Source organism: Allorhizobium ampelinum S4 (genome assembly GCF_000016285.1).
In the GTDB taxonomy this organism is placed as follows: Bacteria; Pseudomonadota; Alphaproteobacteria; order Rhizobiales; family Rhizobiaceae; genus Allorhizobium; species Allorhizobium ampelinum.
Genome location: NC_011989.1, coordinates 3525771 through 3541739, shown reverse-complemented (window position 1 = coordinate 3541739; position 15969 = coordinate 3525771). Strand labels below are relative to the sequence as shown.

17 protein-coding genes are annotated in these 15969 nt (G+C 59.3%); 7 read left to right on the top strand and 10 right to left on the bottom strand.

Annotated features, from left to right (window positions below; all coding sequences use genetic code 11):
- Position 1 precedes the first annotated feature (1 nt).
- From rimM to AVI_RS16610, 5 genes are all read right to left on the bottom strand, one after another.
- Entirely contained in the window at positions 2–574 is a 573-nt protein-coding gene (gene rimM / locus AVI_RS16630) for a ribosome maturation factor RimM (protein WP_041697211.1), read from the bottom strand.
- 124 nt (positions 575–698) lie between these two features.
- Complete coding sequence (gene rpsP / locus AVI_RS16625) at positions 699–1070, bottom strand: 30S ribosomal protein S16 (protein WP_015917458.1); 372 nt, start codon at positions 1068–1070, stop codon at positions 699–701.
- A 64-nt stretch (positions 1071–1134) separates the two neighbouring features.
- Positions 1135–1467 (bottom strand): chorismate mutase, encoded by a 333-nt coding sequence (locus AVI_RS16620; protein ID WP_015917457.1) that lies wholly within the window; start codon positions 1465–1467, stop codon positions 1135–1137.
- Between the two features lie 12 nt (positions 1468–1479).
- Complete coding sequence (gene ffh, locus AVI_RS16615) at positions 1480–3060, bottom strand: signal recognition particle protein (protein WP_015917456.1); 1581 nt, start codon at positions 3058–3060, stop codon at positions 1480–1482.
- 262 nt (positions 3061–3322) lie between these two features.
- A complete protein-coding gene (locus AVI_RS16610) occupies positions 3323–3916 on the bottom strand; it encodes a hypothetical protein (RefSeq protein WP_041697209.1) in 594 nt (197 codons plus the stop codon).
- Positions 3917–4009: 93 nt separating this feature from the next.
- Here AVI_RS16610 and AVI_RS16605 point away from each other — a divergent pair, with 93 nt between their 5' ends.
- From AVI_RS16605 to AVI_RS16580, 6 genes are all read left to right on the top strand, one after another.
- A complete protein-coding gene (locus AVI_RS16605; protein WP_015917454.1) occupies positions 4010–5005 on the top strand; it encodes an MBL fold metallo-hydrolase in 996 nt (331 codons plus the stop codon).
- 71 nt (positions 5006–5076) lie between these two features.
- Entirely contained in the window at positions 5077–5988 is a 912-nt protein-coding gene (gene dapF, locus AVI_RS16600) for a diaminopimelate epimerase (protein WP_015917453.1), read from the top strand.
- Positions 5985–7259 (top strand): tRNA (N(6)-L-threonylcarbamoyladenosine(37)-C(2))-methylthiotransferase MtaB, encoded by a 1275-nt coding sequence (gene mtaB / locus AVI_RS16595; RefSeq protein ID WP_015917452.1) that lies wholly within the window; start codon positions 5985–5987, stop codon positions 7257–7259. The genes dapF and mtaB overlap by 4 nt, the downstream gene beginning before the upstream one ends.
- Positions 7260–7281: 22 nt before the next feature.
- The gene (ftsY, locus tag AVI_RS16590) at positions 7282–8646 is read left to right on the top strand and encodes a signal recognition particle-docking protein FtsY (RefSeq protein ID WP_015917451.1); all 1365 of its coding nucleotides are present in this window, start codon (positions 7282–7284) and stop codon (positions 8644–8646) included.
- A gap of 73 nt (positions 8647–8719) precedes the next feature.
- Positions 8720–9370, top strand: coding sequence for a septation protein A (locus AVI_RS16585; protein WP_015917450.1), 651 nt, complete (start codon positions 8720–8722; stop codon positions 9368–9370).
- Complete coding sequence (locus tag AVI_RS16580; RefSeq protein WP_015917449.1) at positions 9367–9957, top strand: DUF2585 domain-containing protein; 591 nt, start codon at positions 9367–9369, stop codon at positions 9955–9957. Before AVI_RS16585 ends, AVI_RS16580 begins: the two co-directional genes overlap by 4 nt.
- Here AVI_RS16580 and AVI_RS16575 read toward each other — a convergent pair.
- From AVI_RS16575 to ccmA, 5 genes are all read right to left on the bottom strand, one after another.
- Positions 9932–10558 (bottom strand): DsbE family thiol:disulfide interchange protein, encoded by a 627-nt coding sequence (locus AVI_RS16575; protein WP_015917448.1) that lies wholly within the window; start codon positions 10556–10558, stop codon positions 9932–9934. The two genes, AVI_RS16580 and AVI_RS16575, sit on opposite strands and share 26 nt — an antisense overlap.
- Positions 10558–10728, bottom strand: coding sequence for a heme exporter protein CcmD (gene ccmD / locus AVI_RS16570; RefSeq protein ID WP_015917447.1), 171 nt, complete (start codon positions 10726–10728; stop codon positions 10558–10560). The genes AVI_RS16575 and ccmD overlap by 1 nt, the downstream gene beginning before the upstream one ends.
- Positions 10725–11507: a heme ABC transporter permease gene (locus AVI_RS16565; RefSeq protein WP_015917446.1), complete on the bottom strand. Its 783-nt coding sequence runs from the start codon at positions 11505–11507 to the stop codon at positions 10725–10727. Before AVI_RS16565 ends, ccmD begins: the two co-directional genes overlap by 4 nt.
- A gap of 68 nt (positions 11508–11575) precedes the next feature.
- Positions 11576–12235, bottom strand: coding sequence for a heme exporter protein CcmB (gene ccmB / locus AVI_RS16560; RefSeq protein ID WP_015917445.1), 660 nt, complete (start codon positions 12233–12235; stop codon positions 11576–11578).
- On the bottom strand, positions 12232–12897 hold the full coding sequence (gene ccmA, locus AVI_RS16555) for a heme ABC exporter ATP-binding protein CcmA (protein WP_015917444.1): 666 nt from the start codon (positions 12895–12897) through the stop codon (positions 12232–12234). The genes ccmB and ccmA overlap by 4 nt, the downstream gene beginning before the upstream one ends.
- Before the next feature lie 251 nt (positions 12898–13148).
- Here ccmA and acnA point away from each other — a divergent pair, with 251 nt between their 5' ends.
- Complete coding sequence (gene acnA / locus AVI_RS16550) at positions 13149–15842, top strand: aconitate hydratase AcnA (protein ID WP_015917443.1); 2694 nt, start codon at positions 13149–13151, stop codon at positions 15840–15842.
- Positions 15843–15969: the final 127 nt, after the last annotated feature.

Sequence of the window (15969 nt, the reverse complement as noted above, 5' to 3'; positions counted from 1 at the left end):
ATCAGCGGCCGCCGCTCTTCGGCTTGCCATCGGCGCTGAACGGTTCCTCGCTCCCGTCGTCCTTCAGGCCTGCTGCTTCCGGGTCGATCAACAGCTTGCCTTCCTCCAGATCGATTTGCAGCACGGCGGCCTCGGAAAATGGCACAAGAACGGGGCGCTTGCCCGGTCCTTTTACTTCCAGCAGATCGCCTGCGCCGAAATCGAATACCGCCGTCACGGTGCCGTAGCTATTGCCTTCAGCATCCACCACCGCCAGACCCTCCAGGTCGGCATAGTAGAATTCGTCATCATCAAGTTCTTCATCGGGCAGCGCACTGCGCTCGATAAACAGTTCCAGCCCGTTCAAGGCTTCGGCGGCATTGCGGTCATTGACGCCGCGAAAGCGCACCACGACAACGGTTTTCGCCTCACGAATATCCAGCACCTCAAAGACCCGGCCATCTCCGGCATGCAGTTTGCCGTAATCGCCAAGCGCCATCGGATCGGCGGTGAAGGACTTCACCCGCACTTCGCCACGGAGGCCCTGGGCGGCACCGATAACGGCCATCAGCACGGGATTTTCAAGCTTGGTCATGGCGGATGAAGGTCCTTGGCGACAGTCGGGGGCTGTTTGAAAATGGGTAGACGCGGAGGAAGAATAAACGACAAACGGGCGACATGAAACCATGCCGCCCGTCGGTCAAATCATTTCAAACCGATTATTCAGCGGCTTCGGCAGTTGCAGCAGCCAGGGCATCAGCCTTCTGCTTCTTTTCAGCCAGACGCTCGACAGCGCGCTTGCCGGGCTTTGCCTTTTCAGGGTTGCTGCGTGCAGCGCGTTCAGCCAGGCCAGCTTCTGCGAGGAACTTCAGAACGCGGTCGGTCGGCTGTGCGCCCTTGGCAATCCATTCCTTGATACGGTCGGCGTTCAGTTCAACGCGCTTTTCATTGTCCTTGCCGAGCATCGGGTTCCAGGAACCAACCTTTTCCAGGAAACGGCCATCGCGCGGGCTGCGGGCGTCGGCGATGACGATCTGGTAGTAAGGACGCTTCTTGGAACCGCCACGGGCGAGACGAATCTTGAGGGACATGGGTATACTCCTTGGTTTTTAACCGGCGCGGTCTGTGGCGTCCGGTCTGTTGTTGAGGCCGCCGTCAGGCGGTCTGTTCCGTTTGACTGCTATGTTCAGCCGCAATGGCTTCATGATGCCGGATAACTTCCTTGATGATGAAATTCAGGAAAGTCTCGGCAAAATCCGGGTCGAGTTGGGCGTCCTTGGCAAGCTGCCGCAAACGTTCAATCTGGTATTCCTCCCGCGCTGGATCGGCGGCTGGAAGGTCGTATTTGGCTTTCAGCACGCCGACTGCCTGTGTGCAGCGGAAGCGTTCGGCCAGCATATGCACCAGTGCCGCGTCGATATTGTCAATCGACTGGCGGTAACCGGCAAGTTCCTGTCTGATGGCGGTATCAAACACGGGAAGGGACATCGGCAGCTATCCTCACTTCTTCTTTGGGAGACCGGGAAGGCCGGGAAAGCCTCCACCAAGTCCAGGCAATTTTCCACCACCCAGGCCGGGAAGCCCGCCACCCATGCTACCACCCAGGCCCGGAGGCGGCTTGATACCGGCGGCTTCAGCCTGGCGTGCCAGCGCTTCCAGCTGCTTGGGGTCCATGGAGCTGAGATCCGGCATGCCACCCATCCCGCCCATCCCGCCCATTCCACCCATGCCCATTTTGCCGGCCAGACCGCCCATCAGCTGCTTCATCATGCCGCCGCCCTTCTTGCCGCCCATCATTTTCATCATGTCGGCCATCTGGCGGTGCATTTTCAAAAGCTTGTTGATCTCGGACGCATCGGTGCCGGAGCCCTTGGCAATGCGCTTCTTGCGGGAATGCTTGAGAATGTCGGGATTGGTGCGCTCGGCCTTGGTCATCGACGAGATGATGGCGATCTGGCGACCGAACATCTTGTCGTCCATGCCTGAGGCGGCCATCTTGTCCTTCATTCCGGCCATGCCGGGCATCAGGCCCATAATGCCGCCCATGCCGCCCATTTTCTGCATCTGGCGCAGCTGGTCGGCGAGGTCGTCGAGATCGAACTTGCCCTTGGCCATCTTGGCGGCCATGGCGGCGGCCTTTTCGGCGTCAATATTTTCAGCGGCCTTTTCGACCAGCGAAACGATATCGCCCATGCCGAGAATGCGGTCGGCAATCCGGCGCGGATGGAACTCGTCCAGTTCCGTCATCTTTTCGCCGACGCCGATCAGCTTGATCGGCTTGCCGGTGACGGCGCGCATGGACAGGGCCGCGCCGCCACGGCCATCGCCGTCCATACGGGTCAGGACCAGGCCGGTAATGCCGACGCGCTCATCGAAATTGCGGGCGAGATTGACGGCGTCCTGACCGGTCAGCGCATCGGCAACCAGCAGAATTTCGTGCGGCTTGGCATTCTTCTTGATGTCGGCCATTTCGACCATCAAGGGCTCGTCGATATGCGTACGGCCTGCGGTATCGAGGATGACGACGTCATGGCCGCCGAGCTTGGCCGCCTGCACGGCGCGGCTGGCAATATCGGTCGGCGACTGGCCTACAATGATCGGCAGCGTATCGACGCCGGTCTGCACGCCCAATTGCCGCAATTGTTCCTGGGCGGCGGGACGGCGGGTGTCCAGCGAGGCCATCAGGACCTTTTTGCGATCGCGGTCGGTCAACCGCTTGGCGATCTTGCCGGTCGTCGTGGTCTTGCCCGAGCCTTGGAGGCCGACCATCATGATGACAACCGGGGCCGGTGCGTGCAGGTCGATGGAGACGCCTTCTGCGCCCAGCATGTCGACCAATTCGTCATGGACGATCTTGACGACCATCTGGCCGGGCTTGATGGCTTTCAGAACGGCGGCACCAACCGCCTTTTCCCGCACCTTGTCGGTAAAGCTGCGCACCACTTCCAAGGCGACGTCGGCTTCCAGCAGGGCGCGGCGAACCTCCCGCAGGGCGGCGGAAACATCGGCTTCCGACAACGCGCCACGGCCGGTCAGTCCATTCAAGATGGAGCCAAGGCGGTCCTGCAGGTTCTCAAACATCGCATCATCCTCATGGGTTGGGTTGCCCCAAACCTCGGGTTTTCCTGTGCCGAAAACAAGACGCAAAGCCAAAAATCACCCGAGGGCGCATCGCGCTGTCGGGTGTTGACCTCCGGGAACTCTTTATACCTTTACGGGTCCCGGTCGGCGGCTCGGAGTCATGTCTCGTCGCAGATTTGGGAGTGGTAAACAGCAAAATGCCGCAGGAGTCAAGAATGCTTTGCCTTGAGCAGTGCGGATGAGGGTTTCGCGAGGGTATGCCTCACGGTTTTGCATAACCCTTGCTGTATTGTTCTTCATAGAAGGCCAGCCTGTCGTGCCACTGCATGATCGACTGGCCATCTCCACCGGCTTTTGCCTGGGTTGCGAGCTTTTGAACCCATTGTCCGGCTTCCTGCGAGAATTCGTAGACGGTAAGGCCGTGTTCCTCGAGAACCTTCTGTGGGTCGATGCCGAATTTGACAGCCGCTTGCAGGTGGCCTTGAACTCTCGCATAGTCTTCAAAGGTCGCCAGCTTGCCTTTCTGTGCCACCTGCATCGGGGCCTTGGCAAATCGACCGCTGTTGGGATTGGCAAATGCCTCGCCATAGAGACGGGAGAATTCGCGTTGCGGGTCGGGCGATTCTTTCCATGCCTTGGTAAAGCCAGCATCGACCTCCTGAAATTGCGTTTCGGTCACGCCCAGTATGTTCTCAACCTCGCTTTTGTCCATATTGTTGGCGATACGGGCGTTGGCGGCTGCCCATTCTTCAAAGGTCACGCCGTGAATGGGGGCGGGGATATTTTGCGCCCATGTCGGCGGGGCAAAAACAAAAGCCCAGGACGTAATCAGTACGGTTATTTTTATCAAATACATCCATATGTCCTATTTGCCAAAAAACGGTTGTAATCCATATCTAGGTGATCGTGACTTTCTGGGAAGTCATCGATTTTAACAATTGAAGATGTCATGACAAAAAATCCCTATTATCGCGGTCCCGTTTCCGATCATTTCGATGGAACCCGTTTTTTCAATCCTGGCGGTATCGCGCCCTTCGGCTTTAACTCCGTGATGCGCTGGAAGCTCAATGGGCAGCGTGCTCGCTGGCCCAAGCAGGTCGAGTTGCCGGAAGGGCAGGCTCGGCCACTGCCGCGTGTCGATGGCAAAGATCTGCGGGTGACGATGATCGGCCATGCCTCGATGCTGATCCAAGTTGGCGGGCTTAATATTCTGACCGATCCCGTCTGGTCCGACCGGGCCAGCCCGGTGGCATTTGCCGGGCCGAAGCGAGCGATCGCTCCGGGAATTCGGCTGAACGACCTTCCGCCCATTGATGTGGTGTTGATCACCCATAATCATTACGACCATCTCGACGGAAAGACGCTGGCGCGCCTGCATCACGCATTTGCGCCGCATTTCGTCACGCCATTGGGCAATGATGTCACCATTCGCCGTGCCGTGCCTCTGGCTCATGTCAGCGTGCTGGATTGGGGTCAGCATCTGGCGGTCAGCGCCGATACCCGTGTCACCGCAGAACCCTGCCATCACTGGTCGGCGCGCGGGGCAAGGGATCGGCGCATGGCGCTGTGGGCTGCTTTTGTGCTCGAAACGCCTGCCGGCAAGATCTACCATATCGGCGATACCGGCTTTCACGATGGCATCAATTACCGGGCTGCGGCCCGGAAATATGGAGGGTTCCGGCTGGCTAACCTGCCAATTGGCGCCTATGAGCCGCGCTGGTTCATGCGCGGCCAGCATCAGAACCCGCAGGAAGCGGTGGAGGGTTTTACGCTCTGCAATGCCTCTTTTGCCGTTGGCCATCATTTCGGAACGTTCCAACTGACCGACGAGCCGATCACGGAGCCTGTGGACCATCTGGCCACCGCGTTGGAAGCGGCGGGCATTGCGCCCGAACGGTTCCGGCCTTTGCGGGCTGGCCAGGTGTTTGATGTGCCTGCCGGTTGACCCCCGCTGCCACTGGTAATTCCAGTGAAATTGCGCCATATAGCGCTCAACAACCGCAGGACAGGAAGGCTATGGGCAATCGGGTCGAATTCGCGAAGATGAACGGGCTTGGCAACAAGATCCTGGTCGTTGACATGCGCGGCCGTGCCGACCGGGTCATGCCGCAGGCAGCTATTGCGCTGGCGGGTAACGCTGAAACCCATTTCGACCAGATCATGGCGATCCATGATCCGAAGCTGGCGGGCACCTTCGCCTATATTGACATTATCAATTGCGATGGCACGCTGGCGCAGGCCTGTGGCAACGGTACGCGCTGTGTGGTGCAGGCGCTGTCGGCGGAAACCGGCCTGAAGGCTTTCACCTTCCAGACGCTGGCCGGTATTCTCAATGCTGTCGAGCATGACGATAGGACGGTGTCCGTGGATATGGGCTCACCTGTGTTCGACTGGAACCGCATCCCGCTGTCGGAAGAGTTTCATGATACCAGCCGGATCGAATTGCAGATCGGGCCGATTGATGCGCCGGTGCTGCATTCGCCTGCCGTGATGTCGATGGGCAATCCGCATGCGGTGTTCTGGGTGGACCGCGATCCGATGTCCTATGATCTGGAACGGTTCGGGCCGCTGCTCGAAAACCATCCGCTGTTTCCCGAAAAGGCCAATATTACCTTGGCGCAGGTCACATCCAGGACCACGATGACCACCCGCACCTGGGAGCGCGGCGCTGGGCTGACGCTGGCCTGCGGTTCCGCCGCTTGTGCTGCGGGCGTTTCCGCAGCGCGCACCGGGCGCGCCGAGCGCAAGGTGACGATCACCGTCGCCTCCAGCCCCAACCGCCAGGCCCTCGACATCGAATGGCGCGAGCGTGACGGGCATGTGATCATGACCGGTGCGGCAGAATGGGAATGGGCTGGACAGCTCGATCCGCAGACCGGCGACTGGCAGCGTGAGCAGCAGGCTGGCCACGAGGCCTCCGTCTCGTGAGCGACATAAACGTCATCACCTTCGGCTGCCGCCTCAATACCTACGAATCGGAAGTGATGAAGGCCGAGGCCGAAAAGGCGGGCCTTGATCAGGCCATTCTGGTCAATACCTGTGCGGTGACGGGCGAGGCGGTGCGTCAGGCCCGCCAAGCCATTCGCCGGGCTCGGCGTGAAAACCCGCAAGCGCGGATTATCGTCACCGGCTGCGCCGCCCAGACCGATGCCGCAGGCTTTGCCGCCATGCCGGAAGTGGATCTGGTGCTGGGCAATGAGGAAAAGCTGAAGGCCGAACATTACCGGGCCTTGCCGGATTTCGGCGTGGCTGCGGCGGAAAAGCTGCGGGTCAACGATATCATGAGCGTGACAGAGACCGCGCCGCAGATGGTCAGCCATATTGACGGCCATGTGCGCGGTTTCCTTCAGGTGCAGAACGGCTGCGACCATCGCTGCACCTTCTGTATCATCCCCTATGGACGCGGCAATTCGCGCTCCGTGCCAATGGGGGCCGTGGTGGAACAGGCCCGCAAGCTGGTGGAAAACGGCTACCGCGAGGTGGTGCTGACCGGCGTGGATGCCACCAGCTACGGCGCTGATCTGCCCGGCCAGCCCAGCCTTGGCCTATTGGCAAAGACGCTGTTGAAACAGGTGCCTGACATTCTGCGCCTGCGGCTGTCGTCCATCGATAGTATCGAGGTTGACCGCCACTTGCTCGATCTGATCGCCGAAGAGCCGCGTTTCATGCCGCATCTGCATCTGTCGTTGCAGCATGGTGACGACATGATCCTGAAGCGGATGAAGCGCCGCCATTCACGGGCGGATGCTTTGGGGTTTGCGACACAGGTCCGCGTCCTGCGGCCTGATTTCAGCTTCGGTGCTGATATGATTGCCGGGTTCCCGACTGAAACCGAGGAGATGGCGGCAAATTCTGCCCGGTTGGCGCAAGAGATCGGCATCGCCCATCTGCATGTGTTTCCCTATAGCCCCCGGCCCGGTACACCGGCCGCCCGGATGCCGCAACTGGACCGCGCCCTGGTGAAAGCGCGTGCGGCCAGCCTTCGTGCGGTTGCCGAACAGCTGCATCATGCCCATCTTGAACACATGGTCGGTTCACAGCAAAAGCTGCTGGTGGAGCGCAACGAAATGGCGCATACGCAGGACTTCACCCTGGTGGCCGCTCCGGGCCATCTGCCGGGTGCCCTTGTGGATGCGGTGATCGGCGGTCACAATGGACGTCACCTGATTATTGAACAGTCAGCCGCCGCTGCGGCCTGAACGTCGAAAAGCAAAGAACATCATGGCGCTTGGATTCATCAAAAAAGTCTTCACCTTTGGCAAGGACAAGCCAAGCGAAACAGGTGTCGATGCCGGGCTTTCCGCCGAGGAAAAAGCTGCCATTGCCGCCGAGAGCGAGCCACATGACCGTGTGGAGCAATTGCCGCTGGCTGAAGATCCTGTTTTGGCCGAGGAGGTCGATACGGCAGGCGGGCCTTCCGATGATCTGACTGAGGATCAGGCTGATGAAGACGATGTGACGGCGGATGATCTGAGCCTCTTGCCGCTTTCTCTTCTGGAAGCCGAAGACGCTGCTCAAGAACACGCATCTGACGCGACGCCTTCCTTCGACGAGTTACTCGACGAGGCGGAAGGTGCTGCGCCCGGCACCGAAATCGCGCTGCCCAGGGGCTTTTCGACCGTGGTCGAGCCTGAGCCTGAGCCGGAAACGCCTGAGGTGAAACAGAGCTGGTTCCAGCGCCTGAAAGCCGGGCTGTTTCGCACCTCCTCGCAGCTCACCGGCCAAATCTCAGCACTGTTCACCAAGCGCAAGCTGGACGAAGAGACGCTGGAAGAGCTGGAAGATCTGCTGATCCAGGCCGATCTCGGCGTCGAGACCGCCATGCGTGTCACCGGCACTCTGTCGTCCGAGCGCTATGGCAAGGATGTGACCGGCGAGGACGTGACGCGGATCATGGCGGCCGAAATCGTCAAGGTGTTGAAGCCGGTGGCCAAGCCGCTGGCACTGGACCTCAATCACAAGCCGCATGTCATTCTCGTCGTTGGCGTCAACGGTACGGGCAAGACCACGACCATCGGCAAGCTGGCCGCCAAACTGTCCGGCTCCGGGCTGAAAGTGATGCTGGCGGCGGGCGATACCTTTCGCGCCGCCGCCATCGAGCAGTTGAAGATCTGGGCGGATCGCACCGGCTCCACCTTTATCGGCACCAAGCTGGGCGCCGATGCTGCGGGGCTGGCCTATGATGCTTTCGAGAAGGCCAAGGCGGAGAAATCCGACGTGCTGATTATCGATACAGCCGGTCGCTTGCAGAACAAGACCGAGTTGATGGATGAGCTGGAAAAGATCGTCCGGGTTCTCTCCAAGCTCGACCCGGATGCGCCGCATACGGTGTTGCAGACGCTGGATGCCACCACCGGCCAGAACGCCATGAACCAGGTGGAAATTTTCCGCAATGTCGCCGGTGTTAACGGCCTGATCATGACCAAACTGGATGGCACAGCGCGCGGCGGTATTCTGGTCGCCATCGCCGCCAAGCACAAATTGCCGGTCTATTTCATTGGCGTTGGCGAAGGCGTGGATGATCTCGAACCCTTCGAGGCCGAGGATTTTGCCCGCGCCATTGCCGGTTTTGGCTCCTCAGGCTAAAGCACCCACCTTTAAATTCGACGCAATTTCACGTTAATCACCGTATTGAGCCCGAAGAGCAAAGCAGGATACCATGACAGCAGGAAACGCAGACCAGCAACCAAGTGCGGCAGAACAGCATCACCCCTTGCTGAAGCTGGCTTTGGAGCTTGGGCCTCTGCTGGTGTTCTTCTTCGGCAATCTGCGCGGCGAATGGCTGGCGGCGCATTTTCCGGCCCTGACCGCCATCGGCGGGCCGCTGCTGATTGCGACGGCGCTGTTCATGGTCGCCACCGTGGTGGCGCTGGTCGTGTCCAAAATCGTCTTCAAGCATTTGCCGGTCATGCCTTTTGTGTCCGGCGTGGTGGTGCTGGTGTTCGGATCGCTGTCGATTTGGCTCCAGGACGACACATTCATCAAGATGAAGCCGACCATCGTCAATGCACTGTTCGGCCTGGTGCTGCTTGGTGGATTACTGTTTGGCAAATCCTTGCTCGGCTATGTCTTCAACGCCGCCTTTCAACTCGATGACGAGGGCTGGCGCAAGTTGACCCTGCGATGGGGTATTTTCTTCCTGTTCCTGTCGGTGTTGAACGAGGTGGTCTGGCGCAATTTCACCAATGATGTCTGGGTGAATTTCAAGGTCTGGGGAACGATGCCGATCACCATCCTCTTCACGCTGGCGCAGATGCCGCTGATCATGCGCCATTCCCTGGAAAATAAGGCGGAAGAGGGCGGCAAGTGAAGGCTGTAGCGGGAGCGCCGAAAACCCATCATGCCGCCTCGTTCTGGCTGGTGGTTCCCGTCATCATTCTGGCCGTGCAGATCTTTGCCGAGCATTTCATGGGCCGGATCTGGATTTGCTCCTGCGGCTATGTGAAGCTGTTCGAGGCGGGGGTGAATACACCGGGCAATTCCCAACATTTGGCGGATTGGTACACGCCCTCGCATATCATCCACGGATTCCTGTTTTATGGTCTCGGCTGGCTGGTGCTGCGGCGCGGGTCGTTCGGTCAGCGCCTGACGCTGGCAACCTTGATCGAGTCGGGCTGGGAATTGTTGGAAAATTCACCCGTCATCATCAATCGTTACCGGGCTGCGACCATGGCGGTTGGCTATGAAGGCGACAGCATCCTGAATTCGGCGATGGATACCGTGTTCATGGCGCTCGGCTTCCTGTTTGCAGCCCGTGTGCCGGTGTGGCTAACGATTGTCGTTGCCGTATTTTTCGAGTTGCTGACGGGGTATCTGATCCGCGACAATCTGACACTAAATGTCATCATGCTGGTCTGGCCGGTGGATGCGATCAAGGCCTGGCAGGCGGCTCTGTAATGGCTTTGACGGCAAGCGCCCTATCGATAGCCGGGTAAAGACCCTTTTCTATCGACTGCGCATCAAAAGGCCCAACCCGCTTATAAACAATCGTGCCATCCGGGGCGACAAGATAGCTTTCCGGAATGCCGTAGACGCCCCAGTCAATTGCCGCCTTGCCGTTCGGGTCGATGCCGATGGCCTTGTAGGGATTGCCAAGCTCGCCCAAAAACCTGAGCGCATTATCGCTCTTGTCCTTGTAGTTGATGGCGACGATCTGGATGCGGGGGTCATTGCTCAGCTGTTTCAGCAGCGGATGCTCGTCGCGGCAAGGTATGCACCAGGACGCAAACACATTGACCAGTGTCAGCTTGCCCGTGATGGCGGAAGAGGTCAGCGCCGGAAGGTTGGAGCCCTCCAGCGGCGGCAGGTTCAGGGTGGGCGCTTTGGTGCCGATCAGTGCGGATGGAATATCGCTGACATTCTTGCCGTTGAAATCCTGATCATAGAGCATTTTTCCGGCAGTACCGGCGATCAGCGCAAAAACCGCAAGCGGAATGGCCGCCAGCAGGTAACGGGAAAGCCCGCGCTTTTCAGCGGTTTCCAGCCTGTTCTCAGCCATCAGAGCGCCTTTTCTGTCGATGGATCGGAGCGACGGCGGATGCCTGCTGCCTCCAGCGCCTTCAATTCTTTCTGACGCGCGCGCCCCTCCAGCCAGATCCAGAAGACCATGAACAGGATGGCGGCGGCGGTGAGGCCATAGGCGGTGCCGATATAGAAGGCATATTTCATGATGCGCTCTCCTGCGAGGCGACCCGGGCGGCAAGACGGCGCTGGGCCATGATTCGCCGCCGCCAGATCTCGTTACGCATCGCCATCAAATGCAGGGTGAAGAACAGCAGCGTGAAGGCCACGGCCATGATCAGCAGTGGCCGCAAAAACTCCGGATCGACGCTTGGGCCGCCAAGCTTCATGATGCTGGCAGGCTGGTGCAGCGTATTCCACCATTCCACGGAAAATTTGATGATCGGAATATTGACGAAGCCGACCAGGATCAGCACCGAACTGATCCGCGCCGATTTCGACGGATCGTCCATGGCCCGGTTGAGGGCGATCAGGCCCAGATACATCAGGAACAGAATGAACACCGAGGTCAGGCGGGCATCGCCCCAGGCCCACCATGTTCCCCACATCGGTCGCCCCCAGAGCGAGCCGGTGACCAGCGCGATGAAGGTGAAGGCTGCCCCCAACGGGGCCGCAGCCCGATGGCTGACATCGGCCAGCGGATGACGCCAGACCAGCGTGCCGATGGCGGAAATCGCCATGACCGAATAGCACATCATTGCCAGCCAGGCGGCGGGCACATGAATATACATGATCCGCACCGTATCGCCCTGCTGGTAGTCGCCCTCTGTCGTAAAGGCGAGCGTCAGGCCAACGGCCAGCAGAATAACGGTTATTCCCGCCATCCATGGCAGGACACGCGCTACCAGTGCCAGAAACCGGGTCGGATTGGCCAGCGCGTTTAATCGGGCAGTAAGCTTGGTCGAAGCAAGGCTATTGTCGGTCATGCTGCTTTCTACCCTGAGGATGGTGTTGCTGCAATTGATCGCAATCAATTGCAGGGGGTCAAGAACGATCAATCCGCTGTGTTTCTAAGCGCCAATGCGGCTGCCGATGGCCCGATGACAGCGAAGAATAAAGTAAGTGCCGATAAAAACAGAAAGGGCGGCAGAAAAGGGGCCGGGTCTTCCACAGCCGCATAGGAGGCGCTGACACCGAAAATCAGCACCGGAATGGCCAGCGGCAGAACCAGGATCGACACCAGCAATCCACCGCGCGGTAGGGCCACGGCGACGGCTGCCCCGGCAGCGCCGATGAAGGTGAGTGCGGGAGAGCCAACCAGCAGCGTCAACATCACCGCCCCGATGGCTATTTCGCTCATATTCATGAACAGGCCCAGCAGCGGCGAAGCGATCACCAGCGGCAGGCTGGTCGCCGTCCAATGGGCGAGACACTTTACGAAAACGGTCAGCACCAGCGGTGTCTCCTGCATCAGGAGCAGATCCAGCGAACCGTCATCACGGTCGGCCTGAAATAGCCGGTCGAGGCCAAGCAACGCCGACAGCAGCGCGCCAATCCAGACAATGGCCGGGCCGATGCGGGCCAGCAGATTCATATCCGGTCCGACGCCAAAGGGAATGACGGCAACCACAGTCAGGAAGAACAGCACACCGATCAGCGCGCCGCCGCCCGCCCTGACCGACAGTTTCAAGTCGCGCAGGAAAAGAGCGATCACGCCGCATCCTCCAGATCGCCGTAGTCGAAGCCCTTCATTTCCAACTGTTTCGGGCTTTCCAGGCCCAGTGGCTGGTGGGTGGCGGCCAGCACCATGCCGCCTTGGGCCAGATGGGCGCGGATCAGGCTTGAAAACATCTCATCGGCCTTCACGTCCAGTGCCGCTGTCGGCTCATCGAGAATCCAGATCGGCCGGTAGGAGACCAGCAGCCGGGCCATGGCAAAGCGCCGCTGCTGCCCGGCAGAAAGATAGCCATAGGGCAGGTGGGTGATGCCGCCCAGCCCGACCTGATCGGCGGCCTCTTCGATGGAGATACCCGCGCCGCCTTGGGGCTGTCCGAGAAATGCCTTCCAGAATTCCAGATTTTCAGCCACCGTCAGTTCCGCCTTCATGCCGTTGCGATGGCCGAGATAATGGCTGACCTCGCGGGGCGGTCGTGGCTCGGTGCCAGGTGATTCGAACAGGACGGAGCCGCGCTCTGGCCGGATGAAGCCGGCGATGACCCGCAGCAAGGTGGATTTTCCCGATCCGTTGCGACCGGTCAGGATCAGCGCTTCGCCAGATGACAGCGTGAAGGAGACGTTGCGAAACAGCAGATCTTCCCCGCGTTTTGCGGCCAGTTCCAGGGCATTTAGCCGGGTGATTTCCCCTTTGTTTAGCAAAGCTTATCGCCTTTAAAAAATTGTGCCATTTGGCCTTCTACACTCTGGAACAGTTCTTGGAAATTCTCTATAAGACCTGCAACCACGCCAGCGACCGGCGTGTCCATCATCCTAGCGCCGAACTTGAATGTTGCGTAAAGCGATTTTCACGGGCGGACAGCGGAAATGGTCGCACCCGCATCCTGATGTGCATGTAGTGCATAGGCGTCCGCACGTATGTGTTGGCTATCAGTATCAGCGGGGTTCTATCCGTGTCCAAATCGCTTGACAGTTTCAATTGCCGGTCGACGCTTTCCGTCGATGGCAAGGATTATGTCTATTACAGTATCCCCAAGGCCGAGGCCAATGGCCTGACCGGCGTCTCCAAACTGCCCTATTCCATGAAGGTGCTGCTGGAAAACCTGCTGCGCAACGAAGATGGCCGCTCCGTCACCAAGGCCGACATTGAAAACGTCGCCGCCTGGCTCGTTGACAAGGGCACGGCTGAAAACGAAATCGCTTATCGCCCTGCCCGCGTGCTGATGCAGGACTTCACCGGCGTTCCCGCCGTGGTCGATCTGGCCGCCATGCGCGATGCCATGGTGTCGCTGGGTGGCGATCCGGAAAAGATCAACCCGCTGGTTCCCGTTGACCTCGTCATCGACCACTCGGTTATTGTTGACGAATTCGGCACGCCAACCGCTTTTGCCCGCAACGTTGAGCTGGAATATGAGCGCAACGGCGAGCGTTACCGCTTCCTCAAGTGGGGCCAGCAGGCGTTCAAAAACTTCCGCGTTGTTCCTCCGGGCACTGGCATCTGTCACCAAGTCAACCTTGAATATCTCGGCCAGACCGTTTGGACCAAGGATGAAGACGGCGAAACCACTGCCTATCCTGACACCTGCGTTGGCACAGACAGCCACACCACCATGATCAATGGTCTGGGCGTTCTGGGCTGGGGCGTGGGCGGTATCGAAGCGGAAGCGGCCATGCTTGGTCAGCCGGTTTCCATGCTTCTGCCTGAAGTCATCGGCTTCAAGCTGACTGGCAAGGTCAAGGAAGGCGTCACCGCCACCGACCTCGTGCTGACCGTTGTGCAGATGCTGCGCAAGAAGGGCGTTGTGTCCAAGTTCGTTGAATTCTTCGGCCCCGGTCTGGATTCGATGTCTTTGGCCGACCGCGCCACCATTGGCAACATGGGCCCAGAATACGGCGCGACCTGCGGTTTCTTCCCGGTTGACGGCGAAACCATCAACTACCTCACCATGTCGGGCCGCACCAAGGACCGGATTGCACTGGTCGAAGCCTATTCCAAGGCGCAGGGCATGTGGCGCGATGGCGACGGTTCCGAACTGGTGTTCACCGACACGCTGGAACTCGATCTCGGCGACGTTGTGCCGTCGATGGCCGGTCCAAAGCGTCCGGAAGGCCGTCTGGCCTTGGAAACGATTGCGCCAAACTTCGCAACGGCTCTGGAAGGCGACTATAAGAAGCCCGGCCAGCTTTCCAATCGCTATCCGGTTGAAGGCACTGACTTCGACCTCGGTCATGGCGATGTGGCGATTGCCGCTATCACCTCCTGCACCAACACCTCCAACCCGAGCGTGTTGATTGCCGCTGGCCTTCTGGCCCGCAATGCTGTTGCCAAGGGCCTGAAGTCCAAGCCTTGGGTCAAGACCTCGCTGGCACCTGGAAGCCAGGTTGTTGGTGAATACCTGTCCAAGTCTGGTCTGCAAGTGTCTCTGGATGCGCTTGGCTTCAACCTCGTTGGTTTCGGCTGCACCACCTGCATCGGCAACTCTGGCCCGCTGCCAGCGCCGATCTCCAAGACCATCAACGACAAGGGCCTGATCACCGCTGGCGTGTTGTCGGGCAACCGTAACTTTGAAGGCCGTATCTCGCCGGACGTTCAGGCCAACTATCTGGCCTCTCCGCCGCTGGTTGTGGCTTATGCGCTGGCCGGTTCAGTCCAGAAGGACCTGACCACGGAGCCTTTGGGCGAAGATCAGGACGGCAATCCGGTTTTCCTCCGGGACATCTGGCCAACCTCGAAGGAAATCCAGGAATTCATCCTGAAATACGTCACCCGCGAGCTGTATGAAAGCAAATATGCCGACGTGTTCAAGGGCGATGAAAACTGGCAGGCCGTTCAGATTCCGGCTGGCCAGACCTATGCCTGGGACGACAACTCCACCTATGTGCAGAACCCGCCTTACTTCGTGGGCATGGGCAAGAGCGGCTCCGGTCTCAAGAACATCACCAATGCTCGCGTATTGGGTCTGTTCGGCGACAAGATCACCACCGACCATATCTCGCCGGCTGGCTCCATCAAGGCGGCGTCGCCTGCTGGCGCTTATCTGCTGGACCATGGCGTTGGCGTGGCTGACTTCAACCAGTACGGCACCCGTCGCGGCAATCACGAAGTGATGATGCGCGGTACCTTCGCCAATATCCGTATCCGCAACCACATGCTCGGCCCGAACGGCAAGGAAGGTGGCTACACCATCCATTATCCGTCCAAGGAAGAGATGTCGATTTACGATGCGGCCATGCAGTACAAGGCCGAGGGCGTTCCCCTGGTGATCTTTGCAGGCGTCGAATACGGCAACGGCTCGTCGCGTGACTGGGCTGCCAAGGGCACCAACCTGCTCGGCGTGCGCGCCGTGATCGCCCAGTCGTTCGAGCGTATCCACCGCTCCAACCTGGTCGGCATGGGCATTGTACCTTTCTGCTTCGAGGACGGCACCACCTGGGCCAGCCTCAACCTGAAGGGCGACGAGACCGTGACGATCGAAGGCCTCGAAGGCGAGATCAAGCCACGCGAGAAGAAGATCGCCAAGATCACCTATGCCGATGGCACGGTAAAGGATCTGCCGCTGATCTGCCGCATCGATACGCTTGACGAAGTGACCTACGTGAATAACGGTGGCATCTTGCAGACCGTTCTGCGCGATCTGGCCGCTTAATTCGGTCAATTCCTATTGAAAATACCAGCCGCCGGCGCAAATGCCGGCGGCTTTTTTGTTTTCTCTTCGCTTCAAGGTTGCCCTCACCCCAACGTGACTTGGTGTTGAAGCGGGTCCTGTTTATCCT